Consider the following 23,161-nt stretch of genomic DNA (forward strand, 5'->3'; position numbering starts at 1 on the left):
GGTTCGGCGCAAGCTGCACCTGCACCAAATAGATAAACTTAACCCCACGCCATCTACTGAGTGAAGTGAGAGAGATGACTGCCACCGCTACCGAGCACGCAGCTGCAACGGCCGGCGCCACCGGCCGTATTGCCCGTGTCATTGGCCCGGTTGTCGACGTCGAATTCCCGGCTGACGCAATCCCGTCGATCTACCATGCGCTTACCACTGAGATCACTCTCAACGGTGAGACCAAGACCATCACGTTCGAGACCTCCCAGCACCTGGGTGACAACCTCGTCCGCGCCATCGCCCTGCAGGCCACCGACGGACTTGTCCGCGGCACGTCCGTGCAGGACACCGGTGCCCCGATCTCCGTGCCTGTAGGCGACGGAGTCAAGGGCCACATCTTCAACGTCCTTGGCAAGCCGCTTGACGTTGACGAGTCCGAGATCAAGGCTGACGCTTACTGGCCGATCCACCGCAAGGCTCCCGCCTTCGCATCCCTCGAGGGCTCCACGGAGATGCTCGAGACCGGTATCAAGGTCATTGACCTTCTCACCCCGTACATCAAGGGTGGAAAGATCGGTCTGTTCGGTGGCGCCGGTGTCGGCAAGACCGTCCTGATCCAGGAAATGATCACCCGTGTTGCCCGTAACTTCGGTGGTACTTCGGTGTTCGCCGGTGTTGGCGAGCGTACCCGTGAAGGCAACGACCTTTGGGTTGAAATGGAAGAGGCAGGCGTCCTCAAGGACACCGCCCTTGTGTTCGGCCAGATGGACGAGCCGCCGGGAACGCGCCTGAGGGTCGCCCTGTCTGCGCTCACAATGGCGGAGTACTTCCGCGATGTGCAGAACCAGGACGTGCTGCTCTTCATCGACAACATCTTCCGCTTCACCCAGGCCGGTTCCGAGGTCTCCACCCTGCTCGGCCGCATGCCGTCCGCAGTTGGTTACCAGCCGAACCTCGCCGACGAGATGGGCCTCCTGCAGGAACGCATCACCTCGACCAAGGGGCACTCGATCACGTCGATGCAGGCCATCTACGTGCCCGCAGATGACTACACCGACCCGGCTCCGGCAACGACCTTCGCACACCTCGACGCGACCACGGAACTTTCCCGTGAAATCGCATCCCGTGGTCTGTACCCGGCCGTTGACCCGCTGACGTCGACGTCCCGCATCCTGGACCCGCAGTACATCGGCAAGGACCACTACAACACGGCTGTCCGCGTGAAGCAGATCCTGCAGAAGAACAAGGAACTCCAGGACATCATCGCCATCCTCGGTGTTGACGAACTGTCCGAAGAAGACAAGATCGTCGTGTCTCGTGCACGCCGCATCCAGCAGTTCCTGTCCCAGAACACCTACACCGCCAAGCAGTTCACCGGCGTCGAGGGCTCCACCGTGTCCATCAAGGACACCGTGGAAGGCTTCACGGCTATCTGCGACGGCGAGCTGGACCACATCGCAGAGCAGGCGTTCTTCAACGTCGGCGGCCTGGATGACGTCGAGCGCCAGTGGGCCAAGATCCAGGAACAGACCAAGTAGTATGGCTGAGCTCGAGGTTGAGATTGTCGCAGCGGACCACTTTGTGTGGTCTGGTGCGGCCAAGATGGTCAAGGCCCGGACCAGCGATGGTGAAATCGGGATCCTGCCGGGCCACTCGCCGCTCCTCGCCATCCTGGCCGAGGGCGAGCTGGCCATCGAGCCGGTTTCCGGAGACCGCTTGTCGGTAGTTGTGGACGGCGGGTTCTTCTCCGTCGACAACAACCGCGTGGTGATCGTCGCTGACAACGCCCAGCTGGGCGAAGCAGCTACTGCGGGGATCCGATAGCAAGACCTTGATGGACGATTCTGCTATTCCGTTCATCGCCTTGGCAACGGCGTTTACGTTGCTGATTTTTATACTGTGCCTCGTAGGGGTGCGCCGCTTCAATTTGCGGCGCGCCCTGGGCACGGTCGACGCCTCCATTTGCATGGCTGGAAACAGCTGGCGGATGGGGGTTTGTCGTTATCAGGACTCGGACCTCGAGTGGTTCCGTTTGCTCTCCCTCAGCTTCCGTCCGAGGCACAGCTTTCGGCGCAGCTCCTTGGAACTCCTGGGTCGCCGGAAGCCAACCGAAGAAGAACTGACGAGGCTGCAGCCCGACGTCGTGGTCGTAGAACTCCAGCATGAAGGCCAGCGGTTCATGCTCGCGATGAGATTTGATGCCTACGCCGGGTTGTCTTCCTGGCTGGAAGCCGGCCCCGTGGTGGGCGTCGGCACCTGGCGCTGAGGACTGTGGACTTTCTTGACAAATTAAGCCTTGTTGATGGTCCATTCTTTTGGACTATCCTTGGCGCGGGAATTGCCGGGGGAGCATTCCTGCTCTTTCGACCAAGCTGGCGCTGGGTGCTCTTCATTGTTGCGGCCGTTGTCGTGGCAATCGGAGTTGTGGCACTCATCCACTGGTTGCTCGTCAACGTTCTCATCGTGTTCCCTGAGGACCTCTCCTTCGAAGTTCTCGCGTGGTCCGTGGTTGCCTTCTCAGCGCTGGCCCTCTTTCTGTTCCGGCTCCCTGGTTCTTCGTGGCGTGTCAGGAGCGCCGCCGCAGGCTCGTTTGTGGCCGTTTTGCTCCTTGCTTCGCTTCAGATCAACAGCTATTTCGGCCTCAACCACACGGCAGCAGATCTTTTCGGCCACAATGTGGGGCGGATTCCGGAGCTTGGGGACGAGTTCAAGAAGGTTGCTTCGGAACCCCTGCCGGTGTCAGCGCATGGTGCGGGAATAGTCCGCAGGGCATCGATTCCGGGGACCGAATCCGGTTTCAAGGCGCAGGATGCTTTTATCTACCTGCCGCCGGCCTACCTGGCCACCGACCGAACCCAACTACCCGTGCTGGTTTTGTTTGCCGGCCAGCCCGGACGTCCCGCCGATTGGCTGACCGGCGGGCTACTCGAACCGACGATGAATGCCTTCGCGGCAAAACATGGTGGAGCAGCGCCGGTTGTGGTGGTGGTCGATCCAAACGGTTCCGATACTGCAAACACCATGTGCGTGGATAGCCGGATCGCCCGTGCCGACACGTACCTCGCGGTCGATGTTCCGCGCTGGATCAACTCGACTCTCGGCGTGTCCGCCGATCCAAGGAAATGGGCCGTCGGCGGGTTTTCCTTCGGTGCGACTTGTGCCATGCAGATGACTACCCTTCATCCTGAAATCTATCCTTCCTTCATTGCTTTCTCGGGCGAGCGAGAGCCTTCGCTTGGTCCCGACCGCCAGAGGACCATCCAGACCGCATTCGGCGGAGACCCTGCGGCTTTCGATGCCTTGACTCCGCTGACCTTGATGAAAAAGCAAAGCTACGCAGGGCATGCAGGCTTCATAGCGGTGGGTACCGCTGACGGTGAGTTCAGTCATTTCGCCACCGAGCTTGCGACGGCGGCCCGCGGTGCCGGATTCGACATCAGGCAGGCTTCGGTTTCGGGAGCCGGCCACTCGTGGGCGGTGGCCGTGCAGGAGTTTCCTTCCGCACTGGATTTCCTGGCTCCGCGGTGGGGGATCACGCAATGAGCACCCAGGAAGCCCAATTGTCCAAGGACCAAGCATCCGTGCACGAGGACGCCAAGCCCGCACGGAAGATGGTGGCAGCGCTCGTTCGGGCCCTGGTTGGAAACGTGGGTGCACACATTGGTGCAATCCCCTTCACCGTGCTGGTGCTCGCGCTCTACCTGCTTACTCCAGCGATCTTCGATCCCGACGTCGCGTCCAGCCCTGATGCGTTGAGGCACCTCACCGGCGTGAGTGGTGGCGGATTGAAGTCAGGGGACTGGTGGTCCATCTGGACCTCGATGTTCTTTGCTGTCAATCCCTTCGACTACGTTACGAGCTCGCTGCTGCTCGTCGTGCTATTGGGGTCCTCAGAGCGCAAATTGGGATGGTTCCGCACGGCCGCAGGGTTCCTTGGTGGCCAGTTTGCCACGGTCACTGCTTTCCTGCTGGTGGTCCAGGTCGCCGCCTACGCCGACGACGGCTGGTTGGGACGGATGATGGACGCCAGCACTTCCGGTCCCCTTCCCGCAACCCTCTTCGTCTCGATGGCCGCCAGCGGTCTTCTTCCCACGCTGTGGCGCCGGCGGCTCAGGGCGACAGTTGTGTCATTGGCACTTCTCCTGGTCCTCTACGTTGGCGATCCCTCGGCTGTCATGGCGCTCACCGGTGCGCTGGTAGGACTGGGGGGCGGTCTCTGGCTCCAACTCGACCAGGGCATACCACCGAGCCATCGCGCAACCAGGCGTGAGACGCGAAACCTGTTATCACTCATGGTGGCGATTTTCGGCGTCGGACCCCTCGTAGCCGGCGCCGTGCGGAGCCCCGCGGGGCCGTTGGCATTGCTCCGTGAGATGGTCCTGAACCCTGTCCCCACACTCACGCAGCTGCAGGCCAACTGCGGCGGCACCGTGGACATCAAATGCCTGGAACTTGGACGCCAGGGCTATCCCGGCCCAGCCGGAGTAGCCCTGGCCGTCGTACCCGCATTGCTTCTCCTCATTTGTGCGGTGGGCATGCGTCAAGGGAGGCGCTTGGCGCTGAAGATCGCCATTGGCGTACAGCTCGGTGTGGTGGCACTGTCCTTCGCCTACCTGGTTTTGTTTGCCAGCATTCCGCACTTTCCAGGACGTGCCCGCACCGTGGTCCTGGGGTCCGCAGTGTTCCATATCCTGACCCTCGCGCTGGTTCCTCTCATCCTGGCAGTTCTGCTTTTCCTGTTCAGGGGCAACTTTGTGGTGGCGTCGAGGGCGCTTCTTCGCCGAAAGATGGCGTTGCTGGCTGGCGGAACGTGGGTTGTATTGGCGAGTGCCTACACAGGGGCCTGGCTCGGCTCGGGCGGCATGGCGCACGACGGCGGCGTCTTGGGGCTCGTTGCCGAACTCGCCCGGCAATATCTCCCCCTGCCGATACCGACGGCTTTTGGGCGAGTGTTCGCCGAGCGGAGCGCCGCCGAATCAATATTGTTCGCCTGGTCGGGGATTATTTTCTGGCTTGTGGCACTCGCCGCGGTGTGGATGCTGCTCCTCAAGCGGCAACACGGTCCTGGCGGCGACGATCCGGCCCGGCAAGTGGCAAGGGATTTGGTCAAGCGCGGCGGAGAGTCCCTCTCCTGGATGGCGCTATGGGAGCCGAACAAGTTCTGGTTCACTCCCGGAACGGACGCCGGGATTGCCTACCAGCAGCATGGAAACGTTGCACTGACCCTCGCCGGCCCGTTCGGCGTTCCCGAACAGGCCCGCGCCGCGACCGAAGGTTTCCTCGACTACTGTGCGGACCACGCATTGGTGCCGTGCCTCTACTCCTGCACCGAGGAATTGTGGCCGATGTTGCAATCCACGGGATTTCGCCGTATTGCCGTCGCCCAGGAAACCCGGCTGTTCATCCGCGACCTCGAGTTCACGGGCAAAGCATGGCAAAATGTCCGCACAGCCAAGAACCGGGCGCTCAAAGCCGGCGTTGAAGTCCGGTGGGGACGCTATTCAAAGTTCTCCCAGCACATCCGTTCCCAACTTGGCGAGGTGTCAGAAGAATGGGCCGCCAGGAAGAAAGTACCTGAAATGGGCTTTACCCTGGGTTCCCTCGACGAGCTGATGGACGACGACGTGCTGTGTTGCATAGCCGTCGACAGCAAAGGGTTTGTCTACGGGGTCACCAGTTGGCTTCCGGTGTTTCGTGAGGGTCGAGTGGTTAGCTGGACATTGGACTTCATGCGCCGGCGCGGTGATGCGTTCCCGGGCATCATGGAATTCATGATTGCCTCAGCAGTGCAGGAGTTGCGTCACGGCGTGGAGGTCATTTCCCTGTCTGGTTCGCCGTTGGCCGGGGATCCCGAGGAGTTCTCCAGCGGGGACGCCGGTATGGCGGGCATTCTCGACCTTGTTGGAAGGACCTTGGAACCTGTTTACGGATTCCGATCGCTGGCGCGCTTCAAATCCAGGTTCCAGCCCGAGTACAGGACCCTCTATATGTACTACCAGGACAGCTTGGAGATTCCCGCGATCGGCGCTGCGCTAAGCCGGGCATATTTGCCAGGGCTGTCCGTTCGGCAAACTGCCAGGCTTCTTCGCACCCTCGTTGCCTGAGAACCCAACTAACTCGCATTTGTTGTCGTTTTGACGGCTCATAGCGACAACAAATGCGAGCCAGTTGGGAAGGAGAAAGGGGTCCCGCATTCTGCGCGGAACCCCTTCCTTGAACCTGCCAGGCAGAATTCAAGCAGTCAAACTAGACGGCGGTTACGCCGGTGGCCTGCGGGCCCTTTGCGCCCTGACCGATCTCGAACTGAACACGCTGGTTCTCGTCGAGGGTGCGGAATCCGCCGGTCTGGATCTCGGAGTAGTGGACAAAGACGTCGCCTTCTGCGTCGTCCGGGGTAATGAAGCCGAAGCCCTTTTCAGCGTTGAACCACTTGACGGTGCCCAGTGCCATTTTTGTTTCTCCTCATTGTGGAACTATTAAGTCCGGCACACCGCGTGCCGACCTTGGTTACTCCGCGAGAAGACCTGGTATTCCGTCCAAGCCAGGCTTGGTTGGCTTCGCAGGAGCTTCACGCTCGCAACACGTCTTGCGAGCATGAATCACACCTACACAAAGACTGCTACAACACTTTCATGGCGGCTACTGGAGGTCAACGGTCTGTTCGGGAATTCCGACAAATTTTAAGTAAAAAGAAGGTAACGGAAGAAAGCGGCTCCCGCCATTGGGCGTTTGCGAATTCGGCCTAGGCCAGCCAATCCCCATTGCGCAATACGCCCGCGAGTTGCAGTTCTTTGTCCACGACTACCAGATCGGCCCGCAGGCCCCTTCGAAGGCCGCCGAGTTCATCGGAGAGTCCCAAGACTGCGGCTGGAACCGCCGTCGCCGACGAAACGGCGTCGGCGAGCCGGACTCCGGCTGCAACGGTGCGCCGGACGACGTCGAGCATGGTGGCAGTACCGCCGGCGATGGAGCCGGTGGCATCCAAGGTGGCCACGCCGTCCGTCACGGTCACCGGCGAGGGGCCCAGCATGTAGTTTCCGTCGGAGAGTCCCGCTGCTGCCATTGAATCGGTCACGAGGACAACGTTCGCGGCACCTACCAGCTGAAAAACGGTTGCCACGGTGCTTGGATCGAGGTGGGTCCCGTCCGCAATCAGTTCCACTACGGCTTTCCCTTCTTGGGCCGTGCGAAGGGAGGCGGCCACGGGGCCGGGGGAGCGGTGGTGCATGGGAGGCATGCCGTTGAACAAGTGAGTGACAGTCGGCAAAGAGCTGACGCCGTCGAATCCAGCGGATTCCAAGCCCTCGCGTGCCGCGGTGAGCGAGGCAGCAGCCGTTGCGTCGTCGCAATCCGTATGGCCAAGTGACGGCGTGACTCCGTGGAACGTCATGAGGTCCACCAATGCTGCGGCGCCGGGAAGCTCGGGGGCATAAGTCATCGTGGCGAGCTTGCCTGCAGCGGCTTCTACCAGCTCGTTCATGAGATCCAGGTCCGGCTCAAGCAGGTAGGCCGGGTTTTGCGCGCCGCAGCGGGCATGTGAGAGGAAGGGTCCCTCCAAGTGGATACCCGCCACAAGCCCTTCATCGGCCAAACGCACGTATAGCTCGATGCCGCGGAGGAGGTCCTCCCGGGACGCCGTGACCATGCTGGCGAGCAAGGTTGTGGTTCCGGACCGGTGCAGGAAATCGATGGCCTTGCGCGCCGAGGATTCGTCGGCCCCCGGGAAGTCGCCACCGTTGCCGCCGTGGCAATGCAAATCCACGAAACCGGGAACGATGTAACGTTCCGTGGGGAAATCCGTCCGCGGCGTTTCCTCGAAGCCTTCAAAGGAAGCTTCGTGGAATTCGGCGGCCGGCCCGGCAAAGGCGATACGATCGTCCTCCACTGCCACCAGGCCATCTTCGATCACCACGCCGTCACTGACGATCGTTCCGGTAATAAGGTGGCGCACAGGCGCAGAAGAAGCTGCAGGCCGGTCTGGGACAGTCATGCTTTGATTCTAGTTGCCTGTGGTTGCCTCGGACCCGGTTTAGCCCAGGATGAAGGCGGGGTCAACCGGACCACCTAGAACAAGCGCGACTCGCTGTCATCTACGCCGCGCATGGCGTCATAGTCCAGGGTGATGCAATCGATTCCACGGTCGTTGGCAAGGACTTTGGCCTGCGGCTTGATCTGCTGGGCGGCGAAAATGCCCCGTACCGGTGCCAGTAACGGATCGCGGTTGAGCAGCTCGAGGTACCGCGTGAGCTGCTCGACGCCGTCGATGTCGCCACGCCGCTTGAGTTCGACGGCGACTGTCCGGCCGTCGCTGTCCCTGGCGAGGATGTCCACCGGCCCGATGGCGGTGAAGTACTCACGGCGGATGAGCGAATAGCCGGCCCCGAGGGTTTCGATCTGCTCGGCAAGAAGTCGCTGCAGGTCGGCCTCGACGCCATCCTTGATGAGCCCGGGGTCGGTTCCGAGGTCGTGGGACGTGTCGTGGAGGTGCTGGTAGATGTTGATGATGAGCCGGTCATCGGTCTTGGCCGATTGCACTGTCCACTGCTCCACCACGCCTTCTTCGACCTCGGTCTCCTCCGGCGTGGTCACACGAAGGGTAGCGGGCGGGCTCATCCAGTTCAGCGGCTTGTAGGAGCCGCCGTCGGAGTGGACCAGCACCGAACCATCGGATTTGACGAGCAAAAGCCGGGTGGCAAGCGGGAGGTGGGCCTTGAGGCGGCCAACGTAATCAACGGAACAACGGGCTATGACGAGTCGCACCCGCTCCACTTTACTTCCTCTGCCGTTTGCATTCTGCGACTGGGGCAGAATGGAGGCATGCCCCGCTCCAACCGCCCCCGACGCACCGAATCAGCCAAGGCAAGCTGGAAACGGACAGGCGAGTCGCCGGAACTGGATCTGGAACGCGCCCGTTCGGGCATCGCCCGCAGGGAAAGCGCCCCCGACGGCGACTGGATGGTCCGGACCATGACCGCACGGAATGCCGAGAAGACCTATATCTGCCCCGGTTGTTCGATGGCCATCATGCCCGGAATCGCCCACTTGGTGGTGTGGTCCGAGACGCACCTCTTCGGCGAAGCCGCAGGATTGGCGGAACGCCGGCACTGGCACAACAACTGCTGGACAGGCCGCACGTACAGATACCGCTGAGCACTTAAGCTTGGAAGCATGAGTTTCGATCCTGCGTCCCTCGTTTTCAGCCAACCGGAGTCTGCAACTGATATCCGGGCGTCGACGGTTCTGCCGGCGCGCCGCGAGAACGTGGAGTTCCTCACTGATGACGGCAATCGGCTCGTGGGAGAGTTGGCGTTGCCGGAATCCGGTGAGGTCACGGCAACGTTGATTACCCTGCACCCGCTGCCTACTCACGGCGGATTCATGGATTCGCACGTCTATCGCAAGGCGTCCTATCGACTTCCGGCACTGGCCGGCGTCGCGGTTTTGCGCTTCAACACCCGGGGGACGCATTCGCCCCGGGGTACCAGCCAGGGGCACTTCGACGAAGGAATCGGTGAAAGGTACGACGTCGAAGCCGCCGTTCGCTTCGCGGTGGAACGCGGGCTTCCGAACCGTTGGTTGGTGGGTTGGTCTTTTGGTACTGAGCTGGCCTTGATGTACGGGGCAGTTGAACCTGTGGCGTCCCAGGTGGAGGGCGCCGTGCTGCTGTCACCACCGCTGCACCGGGCGACTGATGTGCACCTGAAGGAATGGGCCGCCTCGGGAAAGCCACTGACCGTCCTGGTTCCGGAACACGACGACTATCTTCAGCCTGCTGAGGCCGCTGAGCGATTCAGCCTGGTGCCCCAGGCCAGTGTCCTGGGGATCGACGGCGCCAAGCACCTGTGGGTCGGGGAGAAGTATGCGGCACGGGTTTTGGACGAGATCGTCGACGACGTGACGGAAGCCGGCGCGGGACCTCACGGCTTGCCGCGCCAATGGACGGGTCTGGTAGCTACCGCGTGACCGGTGGCCGCCGGCTGGCCAGTTGCTTGGCCCCAGGCCATCGCAAGGCCTAGTGGCGGTCCTGCCGGATGATGAAGACTTCCTTGATCAGCAGCATGATGGCTGCCGCCGTCGGGATGGCAATCAAGGCGCCGAGGACGCCCAGCAAACTGCCGCCTGCAATCACCGAGATCACGGCGACTGCGCCGGGAACAGCGACCGCCTTCTGCATGATGCGCGGGGAGATGAAATAGGCCTCAAATTGCAGATAGGCGAAGTAGCAGATGGCGTAGATCACGGCCGTTTGCCACCCGGCGGTCAAGGCCACCAGAATGACCACCACGGCGGCGATCATTCCTCCCACCAGGGGTATGAACGCGAGCAGGGCCACCACGAAAGCCAGAAGGACGCTGAACGGGATCCCCAGGATACTCATGACGATGAAAGCGAACAATGCGTTGAGCAAGGCCACACAAACTTGGCCGATCACGTAGTTGCCCACCGAACGCGTGATTTCCTCTGACAGAGCCTCCACACGCGGCCTGCGCGAGCGGGGGGCAAGCCTGTAGCCCCACCTCTTCATGGCAGGCAGTGCACCGAGGAAGTAAAGGCTGAGGACCAGGACGATCAGCGTCCCGAACACGCCGTTGGCCACAGTGGAACCGAAACCGACCACACCGCCGAAGATGCCACCCATGGCGTCCGGGTTCTTGACGAATTTGTCCAGCTCCTGGCTGATCCTGTCGCGGACGCCGAACTGGCTGTCCAAGGACCGGAAGAAATCGGAATCCACGAAACCGCGGATCCAATCAGGAGCCTGCCGCACGATCTGCGAGACCTGTTCCACGATCGTGGGGATGAGAGTGCCAAAAAACGCTGCCACCCCGGCAACAACCGCTCCGACCGCGATGACGACCCCGGCAGGGCGCGGAATCCTTCGTCCCTCAAGCCAACCAACCACGGGATCCAAGCCCAGTGCAATGAACAAAGCGGTCACGATCCATAGCAACAGCTGGGCGGTATTGGTACCGATGTAGTACAACAATAGAGCGACACCGACGCCGGCCGTGCCCATGAATCCGACATAGAGCGGATGCTGCGCGGACATCCTCGGACCGGGGGAGCCGAAGCGCGGACCGCCGGATTCGTCCTGCTCGGCCTCGACTGTTTCATCATGCTCAAGCTCGGGCGGCATCTCGAAACGCACCCGCGGCTGTGCGCCCGGAATGGGCTGGCGGAGCCGGCGCACGAAGGAAGCCATCAGCCCCTCGCCGTGATCCCTGCCGTCCTGGGCGGACCCGTTGGCCAAACCATCCAGGCTGGTCCCGGGCTGTTGTTCGGCCGGAGTCGGACCCTTGCGCTCTTTCACGTGTTTTAGCTGCCTTTTCGTTCCGCGTTCAGGCCCCGGCGGTGCCCGATGTGATGTTGTTCGCCACACTATCAGCAGGCGGGAATTGGCGGATTCCAGGGGCCAAGCGGTGCGCCGGGAGCCTCCGTGGCAGGACTCCGAACTGACTCTTCGGTAACAAAACCGTTACCCTTGAAGTTCAACGACCGCTGATGATTGGTATTCCTGTGCGATTGAAGACTGCAGTTTCGCTGGTGCTGCTTGGCCTGCTGACACTGTTGGCCGGTGTTGGCCAGCTGACCTTTTGGGCTCCGGCCGAGACCGTGACCGCGTCCGCTCCCGGCGACGCCAAAGCCGCTCCGCTGACGGTGATCAACCAAAGCGTGCTGACCCACAAAGGCGGTCCCACAAAGATCAGCGTCAAGGGCGATGGCAATTTCGTACTGGCTGTTGGCCGCCCGGATGACGTCGATGCATGGGTAGGAAAGACCGCACACAACAGCGTCAACGGGGTCTCCGAGGACGGCAAGTCCCTCCAAGTCGCGGGCACTGACGGCGAAGCGACAGCTCCATCCCCGGCCGGATCGGACCTGTGGGTTGAAACCCAGAACGCCAACGGTCAGCTGGACTACACCTTTACTCCGCCCGCGAGTGGCAACTGGTCGCTGCTCTTGGCCAGCGACGGAACCAAGCCCGCGCCGTCGTCGATCTCCGTGACGTTCCGCAACGATGCCACCATGCCGTGGGCCGTCCCGCTCATCGTCATTGGCGCGATCCTCATGCTCGCGGGTGTGGCGCTGCCTTTCGTCAACAAGCTCACACGCGGCCGAGGCCGGGGCCCTCGCCCAAGCGATCCCGCCGACGGCGGGAAGACAAACGAGAACGCGGAAGTCGATAATGGCGCTGCGGGCGAGGACACCAAGAAGAGCACGGGCGGCGGTCCTGCGCTCCGTGTCTCGATCGTGGCTGCCGCAGTGGCAGCTGCCCTCGTTGGTGGCACTGCGGCAGGCGCCCAGGCGAGCGATACCCCTTCTCCCTCAGGGTCACCCACCGCGAGCCCGTCAGAGACCTCCGGGGCCCCGTCTGCCCCTGTCTTGGTGGACGCCCAACTCAAACGCATCCTGGAACAGGTCGCCAGCGCAGTGGCCGCCGGCGATGCCGCGCGTGATGCCGCCAAGCTCGCTCCCCGGGTTGACGGCGCGGAGCTTCAGGTGCGGACGCAGAACTACAAGATCCGGTCCCAGGTTGCAACGCACGAGGCACGGATGCCCGTCCGGTCCAGCAAGTTGCTGGGCAGCGTCATTACTACTCAGCGCAACTGGCCGCGCACGGTGATCGCCGTGACGCAGGGCGACGGCAACGTGGTTCCCCAGGTTCTGACTCTTGTGCAGGCTTCGGCGCGGGAGAACTACAAGCTCAAGAGTGCCTCTCCGCTCCAGCCCGGGACGTCTTTCCCGGCGATCCCCTTGGGCGGAACCCAGCAGGTAGCAGCAGAGGACAAGTCCGGGCTGCAGTACAGCGGGACCGAGGCGCTGGCCGCCCTGGGTGATCGCCTGACCAAGGCGGACTCAGCTTTCAAGGACAAGCTGGTGGAGGGAACCAACTCGCCCTACATTGCCGATGTCCTGGACTACCAGGCCAGCACCGTGAAGGCCGGCGCCAATGGAAACTTCACCTTCACCCACACCCCCACTCCGGCGGACACGGCAGTGTTCAGGACGTCCGACGGCGGTGCTGTGGTTGTGGGAAAGCTGGACTTCGATTTCACCAGCAAGCCCAAGTCTGATGGCGACACGCTGACTGTGGACAAAGCTGCGGCTGTGCTTGCCGGCGGGGATTCCACGAAAGTGGGCCTCGTGCAGACCTTCGCGGAGTCAGTAGCCGTGTACATTCCGCCGGCTGGTTCGACTGCTCCGATGAAGCTCGTTGCCGCGGTCCGCGGTCTGGTGGGAGCCAGCTTCAAGTAGGCAAATGCTCGTGGCGCAGCGGTTAGAGTGGACGGTATGAGTTCGCCAGGATCCCGTCCCGTCTCTCCAGCCGCTGCCAGCCAGCTCAACCTTCGCGGCGCCGTCGACCTCTCTGCATTGCGGCGCCCTGCGCCGTCGGCATCGAGCGGTGTCCCGGCTGCCTCAGGGGGAAGCAGCGGAAGTACCCAGCCCCTGCGAGTAGATGCCACCGAGGCTAATTTCCAAGACCTCGTGCAGCTGTCCTCGCAGATTCCGGTCCTTTTCCTCTTGTGGTCCAACCGCTCCTTGGAATCATCGAATCTGCTGCAGAGCCTCGAAACTGTTGTCGAAGGTTTCGCCGGCAAAGTCGTCCTGGCCGCGGCGGATGTTGACGCGTTCCCGCAGCTTGCGCAGGCATTCCAGATCCAGGCCATCCCCACCGCTGTCGCAGTGTTGAAAGGCCAGCCTGTGCCGCTGTTCGAAGGGCCCGCCTCGGACCAGGAAATCCGCAGCCTTATCGATGAACTCCTCAAGGTGGCCGAAGCCAACGGAGTGACGGGCAGCATCGGCGACGGCGCCCCTGCCGCTGAGGCCCCGCCTTTGCCACCCCTGCACCAAACAGCCTTCGATGCCATTGAGGCGGGGGACTACGCCGCTGCCGCGATCGCTTACCGTCAGGCGCTTGCCGAGAAGCCCGCTGACTCGGAAGCGAAGGCCGGACTCGCGCAGGTGGAACTGATGGGCCGCCTTGAGTCCTTGACCGCGACAGAAGTCGAAGCCCTGCGCCACCAGGCCGCGGAGGAACCGGACAGCATCGAAGTGCAGCTCAGCGTGGCGGATCTGGACATCTCGGGGGGCCACATCGAGGACGCGTTCAACCGCATCATTGCCTTCATCGGCCGCAATTTCGGGCCTGAGCGCGAAACCGCGCGTGTACGCCTGCTCGAGCTGTTCGATGTCGTCGGCATTTCGGACCAACGTGTGGCCAAGGCCCGGCAAGGCCTCGCTCGGGTCCTCTTCTAATGACGCAGCCGGCGTTGTTCAGCCCGCTCCAGCTACGCTCCCTGACCTTGCCTCATCGAGGCTGGGTATCACCGATGTGCCAGTACAGTTGCTCGGCCGACGGCGATGGCGGGGTACCCAACGATTGGCACCTGGTGCACCTTGGAGCGTTTGCCACGGGCGGTGCGGCCCTTATACTCACCGAGGCGGCAGCCGTGAGCCCCGAGGGGCGGATCAGCCCGAGGGACGCCGGGCTGTATACGGTTGAGCAGGCGGCCGCCTGGGAGCGGATCGTGGACTTTGTACACCGCAACAGCGCCATAGGCGGCAAAATCGGCGCCCAACTGGCACACGCCGGGCGCAAGGCTTCGACTTATTGGCCATTTGCTGAACAGGACGGATCCGTTGCGGAGGCCGACGGCGGCTGGGTCCCCCGGGGCCCGGGCGACGAAGCCTTTGCCGGGCTGGCCACCCCTGTTGCGATGAGCGAGGCGGACATCCAGGCCGTGATTTCCGATTTCGCGGCGGCGGCCGTGCGGGCAGTGGATGCGGGTTTCGACACCCTCGAGATCCACGGCGCCCATGGCTACCTTCTGCATGAGTTCCAAAGCCCACTGATCAATAAGCGCGATGATTCCTGGGGAGGCAGTGAGGACGGCCGTAGCCGCCTGACGCTTGCGGTCATCGATGCCGTCCGTGCCGTCATCCCCGACTCGATGCCGTTGTTGCTGCGGATTTCGGCCAGCGACTGGGCCGAGGGTGGCGTGGACATTGACACCTCGGTGCGTCTGGCCCGGGCGGCGTCCGAGCGCGGTGTGGACTTGGTGGATGTCTCTAGCGGCGGCGCTGTGGCCCATCAGCGGATCAAAGCCGGCCCTGGCTATCAGACGGGATTCTCTGAGCAGATCCGGCGCGAGGCGGGCGTCCCTACCGGGGCTGTAGGATTCCTGACGTCCTCCGGGCAAGCCGAACATACCGTGGCCACCGGCCAAGCCGACGGCGTCTTCATGGCCCGCGCGGCACTCCGGGATCCGCACTGGTGGCTTCGTGCAGCTTTTGAACTTGGGTTCCCCTTGGAGTGGGCGCCGCAGTATCAGCGCGCGGTTCCGCGGCACAGCTTCTGACGCCAAGCGTTTGGAGATCTAATCCTTTGCACATCTAGTCCTTTGGGATGAGGCAGGTCCGGAGGGGTGGTCCGGAGTTCCCCCTCAGGGACGAGCCCCGGAAGCCTTGCCGGGACTAGGCTGGCTGCATGAGTGTCCAGCTTCCCGATTCCGCTTCCACCTTCCGGGTGCCCGCCTTGGCGCTTCGCGGACTGGCCAAACGCTTCGGCGGCAAGATCGCCGTCGACGGCATCAGCCTGGATGTGCCCGCCGGCTCCTTCTACGGAGTGGTTGGTCCCAACGGGGCGGGCAAGACGACCACGTTGTCCATGGCAACGGGGCTCCTGCGGCCGGATTTCGGAACTGCCTTCATTCATGGCGTGGACGTATGGGCGAAGCCTCTGGAAGCCAAGAAACTGATGGGGATATTGCCGGACGGTGTGAGGCTCTTCGACAGATTGACCGGTGAACAGCTGGTCACGTATGCGGGCCTGCTTCGCGGCATGGACAGGGAAATCGTTGCCCAGAGGGTAGGGGAACTGCTTGAAGCACTGGATCTCAGCGGCGACGCGGGCACCCTCGTGGTGGACTATTCCGCCGGCATGACAAAGAAGATCGCACTGGCCTCGGCGCTCATCCATGCGCCAAGGCTGTTGGTGCTGGACGAGCCCTTTGAATCGGTGGATCCAATCTCAGCTGCCAACATCAGGGGGATCCTGGACAATTATGTGTCCTCGGGAGGAACCGTGATCGTCTCAAGCCACGTCATGGACCTGGTGCAGCGCATGTGCGACCACGTGGCCGTGGTCGCGGCGGGCAGGGTGTTGGCTGCCGGAACCGTGGATGAGGTCCGCGACGGCGCCACGCTCGAGGACCGCTTTGTGCAGTTGGTGGGCGGCGGAAACCGGACGAAAGGCCTGGAATGGTTGCGCACCTTCTGAGCCTGAAATGGCGGCTCCTGCTGAACGGCTTCCGGCGCAGTCCGGGCCAGATCGTGGGGATCGCGATCGGTGGGCTCTACGCATTAGGAGTCGTGGCGGCCCTGATTGCGGTCCTTGTCGCCTTGCGGTGGGCCGATACTGAGACCGCACATACCGCCGTCGTCCTCGGCGGCGCTGCTGCGATCCTGGCCTGGGCTGTGGTGCCGCTGATGGCTTCGGCCGCGGATATGACGCTTGACCCTTCCCGCTTCACGACGTCGGCGATCCCCATGCGCCAGCTGCTGACCGGACTTGCCCTCGCCGGATTCATCGGATTGCCGGGCTTGTCCACCCTGTTGGTGGCTTTGTTCACTGCGGCAACATGGTGGCGAAGTGCGCCGGCGGTGGCCGGTGCCCTGGTGGGTGCCGTGCTGGGCGTCCTCAGCTGTGTGGTGCTGTCGAAAGTGGTAACGACGGCGACAGCCAGCCTCGCTGCCTCCCGTCGCTTCAAGGATGCGAGCAGCATTGTGGTCTTTGTGCCGCTTGTCTTGATGGGACCGATCGTGGCTGGCGTCGTCGGAGGAGTGTCCAGTTCCACCGACTATCTTCCCGGACTCGCCCGGACGGTCTCCTGGACTCCCCTCGGCGCTCCCTGGGCCCTTGGTGGGGATCTGGCATCGGGAGATGCCGCGGGCGCCGGCATTAAGACGCTCATCTCGTTGGCCACTCTCCTCGCGTTGTTTGCATGTTGGAATGCACTGCTCAAGCGGGCGCTGGTTACTCCGAGATACTCCGGCGGATCAGGGAAACGCGGCGGAAAACTTGGCTTGTTCGGGCTTCTGCCGGCAACTCCTACCGGCGCTGTTGCGGCTCGCGCCCTCACCTACTGGCTCCGTGATCCGCGCTATGCGGCCGCACTGACTGTGGTCCCGTTGCTGCCGGTGATCTTCCTGTTCGAATCCGGGCAGTCCGGAGGCTACTCCATGCTGATGGTCCTCGGGCCCCTGACTGCTTTTGTCCTCGCCTGGTCCATCGCAGCCGATGTTTCGTACGACAACACCGCGTTTGCCTTGCATCTGGCCACCGGGGTCCGCGGCATCGACGACCGGCTTGGCCGGGCCCTTGCTTGCCTGGCCTTCGCGCTCCCCGTGGTGCTGATTTTCGCCGTCGGGCCATTTTTCCTGACGGGAGATTGGGGCTGGCTGCCCGGTATTCTTGGACTTTCCTTGGGCGTATTGTTTACGGGCCTCGGGTTGTCTTCCATCGTGTCGGCGCGGTACACGTCAAGCGTGCCGTTGCCCGGTGACAGCCCGTTCAAGAAGCCGCCAGGCAACGTTGCCCAGACACTGGCCGTCCAGTTCGGAGGAATGGCGGTCCTGCTTGTCCTGCTCCTTCCCGAACTTGTGCTCGTGATTGTCCAGTCCGTCACGGGCGATCCGTTGTGGGGGTGGATCAATCTTGCAATGGGCGCACTTCTTGGAGTAGTTCTCTTCGTGGCGGGTGTCCGGATCGGCGGCCGCTGGCTTGACCGACGCGGGCCGGAACTCTTTGCTCAACTCAGCGTCCACCGTTGATTCCATGAGCGACAATGACAAGATATGGGACATGGGATAACCTGAAAGTCGAACCAGTCGATCCGGGAAACTCAGCCAGAAAGGTCGTGGACCATGGAAGTTGTCATCCTTCCGGGAAGCAAGCAGATCGGGGCACTTGCCGCTGATGCCATCGAGTCGCTGCTTCGTCGAAAGCCGAACGCTGTCCTGGGCCTCGCCACGGGCTCGTCTCCGCTCCCTGTCTACGACGAGCTTGCGCGCCGCCACCAGGAAAGGGGCCTTGACTTCAGCCAGGCCCACGCTTTCGCCCTGGACGAATACGTAGGGCTCGAGCCTGGACATCCGGAATCGTACCGTGAAGTCATCCGGCGCGAATTCACGGACAGGGTCAACATCGACCCCGCGAACGTCCATAGCCCAGACGGTACCGCAGCCGACCTTCCTGCAGCGTGCCAGGCGTATGAGGACTCCATGCGGGCACTCGGCGGCGTTGACCTGCAGATTCTCGGTGTGGGGACCGATGGCCACATCGGATTCAATGAGCCCGGCTCGTCGCTCGCCTCGCGGACCCGGATCAAGACGCTGATCGAGCAGACACGCAAGGACAACGCCCGCTTCTTCAAGAGCATCGACGACGTCCCGCACCACGTGGTCACGCAGGGGCTCGGAACCATCATGGATGCCCGGCATGTTGTCCTGATTGCCACCGGGGCGCAGAAAGCCCAGGCTGTCCGGGACTTTGTGGAAGGGCCCGTCGCAGCCATCTGCGCCGCGTCGGTGCTGCAGATGCACCAGCACGCCACCATCCTGATTGATGAAGCTGCCGCTTCCTCGCTCAAGCTTGCCGACTACTACCGCCACACGTACGACAACAAGCCGAAGTGGCAGAGCATCTGATCGCGAAGCTGCAGCGGCTAAGATGGATGGCATGACGACGCTGCCTCCGGACCCATTCGAAAACGATCCCATGCGCGAGCTTTCCGGAGCCGGAACTTCCACTGCAACCATTGAGCGCGAGGAAGTGCGCCAGGAAGTGGAACCCGGTGACCGGGAGCGTTTCTCGCACTATGTCCGCAAGGAAAAGATCATGGAGTCCGCCCTGACAGGCGCACCCGTGATTGCGCTGTGCGGCAAAGTGTGGACTCCTGGCCGGGATCCGCAGAAGTTCCCGGTCTGCCCCGAGTGTAAAGAAATCTATGACGGACTTCGCCCTGGTAACGACGGCGGAGACAAGGGCAGCGGATCGGGCGACTCCAAGTAGTCAGCAAGTCCCAGCAGTGAGCAATCCCTAGTAGTTGGATATTTCCTAGTAGCAGGAGGGGGAGTTTTTTGTCCTGCCTGTTTGCTTCCATGCGTGATCCGGCGCATCCGGAAAAGATTGGTGTTTTTGTGGTTATTTGGGTTTCGCTGGCTACAGCGGCCTTGCTTGGAATCGTCGCTGCCTCGCGCAGCGGCCTGCATGGAGCTGCGCCTGGTGGCGTGGCCCGCGGCCTGATCGCCGCGAGTCAGGCAGACACCAGGCGGGTGGAATCCGCGTGACTGAAACACTTTTCGGCGGCCCTGCGCTGCCCCCGGCGTATCCGGAACGCGCGGCCTGGGGAACCGCCCCGAAACTGCGCGCCTGGCAGCAGGAAGCCCTGGATCTGTATTTGACCACCAACCCCCGTGATTTTCTCGCGGTGGCCACGCCGGGTGCCGGTAAGACCACGTTCGCTCTCCGGATCGCTTCGACGCTCATTGACAACGGAACCGTCAACCGCGTGACGATCGTTGCTCCCACCGACCACTTGAAGCGCCAGTGGGCGGACGCCGCCGCCAAGGTGGGCATTGCCATCGACCCCAACTTCAAGAATTCCGACGGCCAGCACGGCAGGGGTTTTGTCGGCGTCGCGGTGACGTATGCACAAGTGGCCAGCAAACCGATGCTCCACCGCGCCAAGACCGAGGCCGCCCGCACGCTGGTCATCCTTGACGAAATCCACCACGGTGGAGAGGCATTGTCCTGGGGCGACGGATTGCGGGAGGCCTTCGATCCCGCTACAAGGCGATTGGCCCTCACAGGGACGCCTTTCCGTTCCGATACTTCGCCGATTCCTTTCGTCGAATATGCCGAAGACCGCGACGGCATCCGCCGATCGAAGGCGGACTACACCTACGGCTACGGCAACGCCTTGAGGGACCATGTTGTCCGCCCTGTGCTGTTCATGGCCTACTCGGGCCAGATGCGGTGGCGTACCAGCGCCGGCGACGAAATGGCGGCTTCCCTCGGCGAGGCCGCCGTGACCAAGGACGTCACCTCCCAGGCCTGGCGGACCGCGCTGAACGCCAGCGGCGAATGGATCCCAGCGGTTCTTGCCGCCGCGGACAAGCGCCTCAGCGAGGTGCGCCGTACCGTGCCCGACGCCGGAGGCCTCGTCATTGCAACGGACCACGACGACGCCCGTGCGTACGCCGGCCAGCTCAAGAAGATCACGGGTCAGTCGCCCACGGTGATTCTGTCCGATGATTCCAAGGCTTCGCACAAGATCGAGGAGTTCACCGAGAGCGAAAAGCGCTGGATGGTGGCTGTCCGCATGGTGTCCGAAGGCGTTGACGTCCCCCGGCTTTCGGTCGGCGTCTACGCGACGTCCACGTCCACGCCGCTGTTCTTCGCCCAGGCCGTGGGCCGTTTCGTCCGTGCCCGCAAGCGCGGCGAGACGGCGTCGGTGTTCCTGCCCTCCGTGCCGCCCCTCATGGCCCTCGCCAACTCCATGGAGGCTGAGCGGGACCATGCCTTGGACCGGCCTGAGAAGGAAGATCCGGACGGTCTCTTCAACCCCGAAGAGAACCTGATGGCCGAGGCCAACCGCGAGGAGAAGGCGTCGGACTCCTTGGAAAAGGGCAAGTTCGAAGCACTCGATTCCCAGGCGTCCTTTGACCGCGTGCTGTTCGACGGCGGCGAATTCGGTACGGGAGCAGATATCGGTTCCGAGGACGAACTTGATTTCCTCGGGATTCCGGGGCTGCTTGATGCCGAACAGGTGGGAACTTTGCTCAGGCAACGCCAGCATGATCAGCAGTCGCGGAAGAAGCGTCAGTCGCCGTTGGCGGCCGCAGCGTCACCCGCGGTTCCGGACCACCGGATGCTGATGGATCTGCGCAACGAGCTTGCCAAGAACGTAGCGGCGTGGTCTGCCCGCACAGGCACTCCGCACGGCGTCGTTCATAACAAATTGCGCGAGGTGTGCGGCGGGCCGGCCGTCGCCCAAGCGAACGAAGACCAATTGCAGTCGCGACTGCGCAAGCTTCAGGATTGGTTCATCGGGCGGAAGTAGAGCCGCTTGACTCCCTGGCCGGGATTCCCGGCTTTAGCTCTGTCCCAGTTCGACGCCGTTTTCCTCGAGTTCCGCGTAGGTCTCGCCAAGATCTTCCGCGATTCCTGCGGTGAGTTCGCCGATCACTGTCACGGAGTAGCCGGCCTGGACGGCATCCAAAGCCGTGGCCTTGACGCAATAGTCGGTGGCTATCCCCACCACCACCACTTCTTCCACTCCGTGGCTTTGCAGCCAGTCGTCGAGGCCCAGCGCGTCTTCATCCAGTTCGACGGAGGGGACGGCGCCGGGTGCGAGCTCGCCCGTGGGCACCTCGTCTTCGGGTGCCAGGACTCCTTCGAACCCTGAGTACGCCGCGGTGTACTGTCCCTTGCGGAAATAGGCCTGGATGTACTCGGCATCCAGGTCCGGGTGGAGCTCAGCGCCCTTGCTCCCGGCGCGGCAATGCGGAGGCCAACTGTCCACCAGGTCCGGCGTGTCCGAAAAATGGTTGCCCGGGTCCACGTGCCAGTCCTGTGTGGCCACGATGTGGTCGAAATGCTGGTGATTGGAATCGAGGTATTCGCTGATGGCTGCGGCTGTGGCAGCGCCGCCTTCCACGGCAAGGGATCCGCCCTCGCAGAAGTCGTTCTGGACGTCGACGATGATCAGGGCCCGGGACATTCAGTCCTCCTCGTAGATGGTGGGGATTGCCGGCTCGCCGCGTTGCAACCTCCGGACCACGGGAGGGAGCTCAGCCATGGTGGCTGCATGGCGGTCCTGTGCCCGGACTACCCCTTCGTGCCCTGTCCACCCAGGGAGCAGTTCACCATTCTTGATGAACTGCTGGAGCAGCGGGCGGTCGTTGCCGTCGTCTTCCGGCCGGTGTCCGATGCCTACGATCTCGTGCGTTGCGATGCCGTGTTCGTCAAGTTTGCGGAGGGCGTATTTGCGCCCGCCCACACTGGCCTTGTTCTTGGCAACCTTGGCGACAGAGACGAATTCCCCGGCATCGTTGGTGCGGCTGACCAGCTTGTAGACCATGCTGGCCGTCGGCGCTCCTGATCCGGTGACCAGGGAGGTGCCCACGCCGTACACATCCACCGGAGCCGACTGGAGGGCCGCGATGGCGTATTCATCCAGGTCCGAGGTGACGACGATCCTGGTGTTGACGTTGCCGAGACTGTCCAGAAGCTCGCGAACCCATTGTGCCTGGGCCACCAGGTCTCCGGAATCCAAGCGGACCGCTCCGAGCTTGTCACCCGCGAGTTCGACGGCGGTGCGAACCCCGGTCCCGACGTCGTAGGTGTCTACCAGAAGCGTTGTTCCCGGCCCGAACGCGGAGATCTGCGCTTCGAAGGCCTCGCGCTCCGTATCGTGCAGGAGCGTGAACGAGTGGGCCGCGGTGCCTACGGTCTTGATGCCGTAACGGCGGCCGGCCTCAAGGTTGGAGGTACTGCCAAAGCCGGCGATGACCGCGGCCCGTGCGGCCGCCGTCGCGGATTCCTCCTGGGTGCGCCGGGAGCCCATCTCGATGCAGGGGCGGTTCCCGGCGGCACTGGTCATGCGGGAGGCGGCCGAAGCTATGGCGGTGTCGTGGTTGAGCACGGACAGGATGTAGGTTTCCAGGATGCACGCTTCCGCGAACGTGGATTCGACGATCAGGATGGGGGAGCCGGGGAAGTATGCTTCACCTTCGGGATAGCCCCAGATGTCGCCGGAGAACCTGTAGTCGGCCAGGAAGTCCAGGGTTTGCCTGTCCACCACTTTGTGCTGGTCCAGGAAGGCGAGTTCGGCGTCGCCGAAACGGAAGTCCTTGATTCCCTCGAGCAGCCGGCCGGTGCCGGCGACGATGCCGTAGCGGCGCCCATCTGGCAGGCGGCGGGCGAAGGCCTCGAAAACCGAGCGCCGGTGCGCCGCCCCTGAATGCAGGGCAGCTTCCAGCATTGTTAGCTCATAGTGATCGGTGTACAACGACGTGCGGGGATGGTCCCAGGCGACGGATCTACTCACGAATTCACTCTAGTCCCCACCGGCTCCCAGGTCTCGCTTCGCTCGACCCGGGC

Annotated in this window: 22 protein-coding genes; 16 read left to right on the forward strand and 6 right to left on the reverse strand. The window is 62.9% G+C overall.

Annotated features, from left to right (window positions below):
• Positions 1 to 74 precede the first annotated feature (74 nt).
• The 5 genes from atpD to OOZ51_RS02145 all read left to right on the forward strand — a co-directional run bounded on the left by atpD (position 75) and on the right by OOZ51_RS02145 (position 6,095).
• Positions 75 to 1,529, forward strand: coding sequence for a F0F1 ATP synthase subunit beta (gene atpD / locus OOZ51_RS02125; RefSeq protein WP_265977230.1), 1,455 nt, complete (start codon positions 75 to 77; stop codon positions 1,527 to 1,529).
• A 1-nt stretch (position 1,530) separates the two neighbouring features.
• Positions 1,531 to 1,815 (forward strand): F0F1 ATP synthase subunit epsilon, encoded by a 285-nt coding sequence (locus tag OOZ51_RS02130; protein WP_184737143.1) that lies wholly within the window; start codon positions 1,531 to 1,533, stop codon positions 1,813 to 1,815.
• 10 nt (positions 1,816 to 1,825) lie between these two features.
• Positions 1,826 to 2,257, forward strand: coding sequence for a DUF2550 domain-containing protein (locus OOZ51_RS02135; protein ID WP_265977231.1), 432 nt, complete (start codon positions 1,826 to 1,828; stop codon positions 2,255 to 2,257).
• A gap of 116 nt (positions 2,258 to 2,373) precedes the next feature.
• The gene (locus OOZ51_RS02140) at positions 2,374 to 3,534 is read left to right on the forward strand and encodes an alpha/beta hydrolase (RefSeq protein ID WP_323054647.1); all 1,161 of its coding nucleotides are present in this window, start codon (positions 2,374 to 2,376) and stop codon (positions 3,532 to 3,534) included.
• A 68-nt stretch (positions 3,535 to 3,602) separates the two neighbouring features.
• The gene (locus tag OOZ51_RS02145) at positions 3,603 to 6,095 is read left to right on the forward strand and encodes a bifunctional lysylphosphatidylglycerol flippase/synthetase MprF (RefSeq protein WP_265977310.1); all 2,493 of its coding nucleotides are present in this window, start codon (positions 3,603 to 3,605) and stop codon (positions 6,093 to 6,095) included.
• A gap of 142 nt (positions 6,096 to 6,237) precedes the next feature.
• Here OOZ51_RS02145 and OOZ51_RS02150 read toward each other — a convergent pair whose 3' ends face one another.
• From OOZ51_RS02150 to nucS, 3 genes are all read right to left on the reverse strand, one after another.
• Positions 6,238 to 6,441, reverse strand: a complete 204-nt coding sequence (locus tag OOZ51_RS02150; RefSeq protein WP_028264741.1) for a cold-shock protein — start codon at positions 6,439 to 6,441, stop codon at positions 6,238 to 6,240.
• A 292-nt stretch (positions 6,442 to 6,733) separates the two neighbouring features.
• Entirely contained in the window at positions 6,734 to 7,981 is a 1,248-nt protein-coding gene (gene nagA / locus OOZ51_RS02155; protein ID WP_265977233.1) for an N-acetylglucosamine-6-phosphate deacetylase, read from the reverse strand.
• Between the two features lie 74 nt (positions 7,982 to 8,055).
• On the reverse strand, positions 8,056 to 8,751 hold the full coding sequence (nucS, locus tag OOZ51_RS02160) for an endonuclease NucS (protein WP_265977311.1): 696 nt from the start codon (positions 8,749 to 8,751) through the stop codon (positions 8,056 to 8,058).
• 57 nt (positions 8,752 to 8,808) lie between these two features.
• On the opposite strand from nucS, the gene OOZ51_RS02165 reads away from it, so the two are divergent.
• Complete coding sequence (locus OOZ51_RS02165) at positions 8,809 to 9,141, forward strand: ATP/GTP-binding protein (protein WP_265977234.1); 333 nt, start codon at positions 8,809 to 8,811, stop codon at positions 9,139 to 9,141.
• A gap of 18 nt (positions 9,142 to 9,159) precedes the next feature.
• Positions 9,160 to 9,954: an alpha/beta hydrolase gene (locus OOZ51_RS02170; protein ID WP_265977235.1), complete on the forward strand. Its 795-nt coding sequence runs from the start codon at positions 9,160 to 9,162 to the stop codon at positions 9,952 to 9,954.
• Between the two features lie 49 nt (positions 9,955 to 10,003).
• Here the strand turns inward: OOZ51_RS02170 and OOZ51_RS02175 are convergent, their stop codons facing one another.
• Positions 10,004 to 11,194 (reverse strand): AI-2E family transporter, encoded by a 1,191-nt coding sequence (locus OOZ51_RS02175; RefSeq protein ID WP_265977312.1) that lies wholly within the window; start codon positions 11,192 to 11,194, stop codon positions 10,004 to 10,006.
• Positions 11,195 to 11,493: 299 nt separating this feature from the next.
• Between OOZ51_RS02175 and OOZ51_RS02180 the strand changes: the two genes are divergently transcribed.
• From OOZ51_RS02180 to OOZ51_RS02220, 9 genes are all read left to right on the forward strand, one after another.
• Positions 11,494 to 13,248, forward strand: coding sequence for a DUF8094 domain-containing protein (locus tag OOZ51_RS02180; RefSeq protein ID WP_265977236.1), 1,755 nt, complete (start codon positions 11,494 to 11,496; stop codon positions 13,246 to 13,248).
• A gap of 36 nt (positions 13,249 to 13,284) precedes the next feature.
• Positions 13,285 to 14,250 carry a tetratricopeptide repeat protein gene (locus OOZ51_RS02185; RefSeq protein WP_265977237.1) on the forward strand — a complete coding sequence of 322 codons (966 nt, stop codon included), beginning with the start codon at positions 13,285 to 13,287 and terminating at the stop codon, positions 14,248 to 14,250.
• Positions 14,250 to 15,353 carry an NADH:flavin oxidoreductase/NADH oxidase gene (locus OOZ51_RS02190; protein ID WP_265977238.1) on the forward strand — a complete coding sequence of 368 codons (1,104 nt, stop codon included), beginning with the start codon at positions 14,250 to 14,252 and terminating at the stop codon, positions 15,351 to 15,353. The genes OOZ51_RS02185 and OOZ51_RS02190 overlap by 1 nt, the downstream gene beginning before the upstream one ends.
• Before the next feature lie 128 nt (positions 15,354 to 15,481).
• Entirely contained in the window at positions 15,482 to 16,273 is a 792-nt protein-coding gene (locus tag OOZ51_RS02195; protein ID WP_265977239.1) for an ABC transporter ATP-binding protein, read from the forward strand.
• Positions 16,255 to 17,826: an ABC transporter permease family protein gene (locus tag OOZ51_RS02200; protein WP_265977240.1), complete on the forward strand. Its 1,572-nt coding sequence runs from the start codon at positions 16,255 to 16,257 to the stop codon at positions 17,824 to 17,826. Before OOZ51_RS02195 ends, OOZ51_RS02200 begins: the two co-directional genes overlap by 19 nt.
• 93 nt (positions 17,827 to 17,919) lie before the next feature.
• Positions 17,920 to 18,702 carry a glucosamine-6-phosphate deaminase gene (nagB, locus tag OOZ51_RS02205; protein ID WP_265977241.1) on the forward strand — a complete coding sequence of 261 codons (783 nt, stop codon included), beginning with the start codon at positions 17,920 to 17,922 and terminating at the stop codon, positions 18,700 to 18,702.
• Between the two features lie 22 nt (positions 18,703 to 18,724).
• Positions 18,725 to 19,066, forward strand: coding sequence for a DUF3039 domain-containing protein (locus OOZ51_RS02210; RefSeq protein WP_265977242.1), 342 nt, complete (start codon positions 18,725 to 18,727; stop codon positions 19,064 to 19,066).
• 89 nt (positions 19,067 to 19,155) lie between these two features.
• Positions 19,156 to 19,344: a hypothetical protein gene (locus OOZ51_RS02215; protein WP_265977243.1), complete on the forward strand. Its 189-nt coding sequence runs from the start codon at positions 19,156 to 19,158 to the stop codon at positions 19,342 to 19,344.
• Complete coding sequence (locus OOZ51_RS02220) at positions 19,341 to 21,119, forward strand: DEAD/DEAH box helicase (protein ID WP_265977244.1); 1,779 nt, start codon at positions 19,341 to 19,343, stop codon at positions 21,117 to 21,119. The genes OOZ51_RS02215 and OOZ51_RS02220 overlap by 4 nt, the downstream gene beginning before the upstream one ends.
• Before the next feature lie 33 nt (positions 21,120 to 21,152).
• Here the strand turns inward: OOZ51_RS02220 and OOZ51_RS02225 are convergent, their stop codons facing one another.
• Together OOZ51_RS02225 and OOZ51_RS02230 are read right to left on the reverse strand one after the other, a co-directional pair.
• Positions 21,153 to 21,779, reverse strand: coding sequence for an isochorismatase family protein (locus tag OOZ51_RS02225; protein WP_265977245.1), 627 nt, complete (start codon positions 21,777 to 21,779; stop codon positions 21,153 to 21,155).
• Complete coding sequence (locus tag OOZ51_RS02230) at positions 21,780 to 23,108, reverse strand: nicotinate phosphoribosyltransferase (RefSeq protein WP_265977246.1); 1,329 nt, start codon at positions 23,106 to 23,108, stop codon at positions 21,780 to 21,782. It lies immediately after the preceding gene.
• Positions 23,109 to 23,161 lie beyond the last annotated feature (53 nt).

The sequence above is a fragment of the Arthrobacter rhizophilus genome (assembly GCF_026241105.1).
Taxonomy (GTDB): Bacteria; Actinomycetota; Actinomycetes; order Actinomycetales; family Micrococcaceae; genus Arthrobacter.

Coding starts and splice junctions, on each gene's coding strand:
- OOZ51_RS02130 (WP_184737143.1), top strand. CDS start 1,531: ATGGCTGAGCTCGAGGTTGAGATTGTCGCAGCGGACCACTTTGTGTGG.
- OOZ51_RS02185 (WP_265977237.1), top strand. CDS start 13,285: ATGAGTTCGCCAGGATCCCGTCCCGTCTCTCCAGCCGCTGCCAGCCAG.
- nagB (WP_265977241.1), top strand. CDS start 17,920: ATGGAAGTTGTCATCCTTCCGGGAAGCAAGCAGATCGGGGCACTTGCC.
- OOZ51_RS02165 (WP_265977234.1), top strand. CDS start 8,809: ATGCCCCGCTCCAACCGCCCCCGACGCACCGAATCAGCCAAGGCAAGC.
- OOZ51_RS02195 (WP_265977239.1), top strand. CDS start 15,482: ATGAGTGTCCAGCTTCCCGATTCCGCTTCCACCTTCCGGGTGCCCGCC.
- OOZ51_RS02175 (WP_265977312.1), bottom strand. CDS start 11,194: ATGGCTTCCTTCGTGCGCCGGCTCCGCCAGCCCATTCCGGGCGCACAG.
- OOZ51_RS02145 (WP_265977310.1), top strand. CDS start 3,603: ATGGTGGCAGCGCTCGTTCGGGCCCTGGTTGGAAACGTGGGTGCACAC.
- OOZ51_RS02225 (WP_265977245.1), bottom strand. CDS start 21,779: ATGTCCCGGGCCCTGATCATCGTCGACGTCCAGAACGACTTCTGCGAG.
- OOZ51_RS02200 (WP_265977240.1), top strand. CDS start 16,255: ATGGTTGCGCACCTTCTGAGCCTGAAATGGCGGCTCCTGCTGAACGGC.
- OOZ51_RS02150 (WP_028264741.1), bottom strand. CDS start 6,441: ATGGCACTGGGCACCGTCAAGTGGTTCAACGCTGAAAAGGGCTTCGGC.
- OOZ51_RS02215 (WP_265977243.1), top strand. CDS start 19,156: ATGCGTGATCCGGCGCATCCGGAAAAGATTGGTGTTTTTGTGGTTATT.
- nagA (WP_265977233.1), bottom strand. CDS start 7,981: ATGACTGTCCCAGACCGGCCTGCAGCTTCTTCTGCGCCTGTGCGCCAC.
- OOZ51_RS02170 (WP_265977235.1), top strand. CDS start 9,160: ATGAGTTTCGATCCTGCGTCCCTCGTTTTCAGCCAACCGGAGTCTGCA.
- OOZ51_RS02180 (WP_265977236.1), top strand. CDS start 11,494: ATGATTGGTATTCCTGTGCGATTGAAGACTGCAGTTTCGCTGGTGCTG.
- OOZ51_RS02135 (WP_265977231.1), top strand. CDS start 1,826: ATGGACGATTCTGCTATTCCGTTCATCGCCTTGGCAACGGCGTTTACG.
- OOZ51_RS02210 (WP_265977242.1), top strand. CDS start 18,725: ATGGATGGCATGACGACGCTGCCTCCGGACCCATTCGAAAACGATCCC.
- atpD (WP_265977230.1), top strand. CDS start 75: ATGACTGCCACCGCTACCGAGCACGCAGCTGCAACGGCCGGCGCCACC.
- OOZ51_RS02190 (WP_265977238.1), top strand. CDS start 14,250: ATGACGCAGCCGGCGTTGTTCAGCCCGCTCCAGCTACGCTCCCTGACC.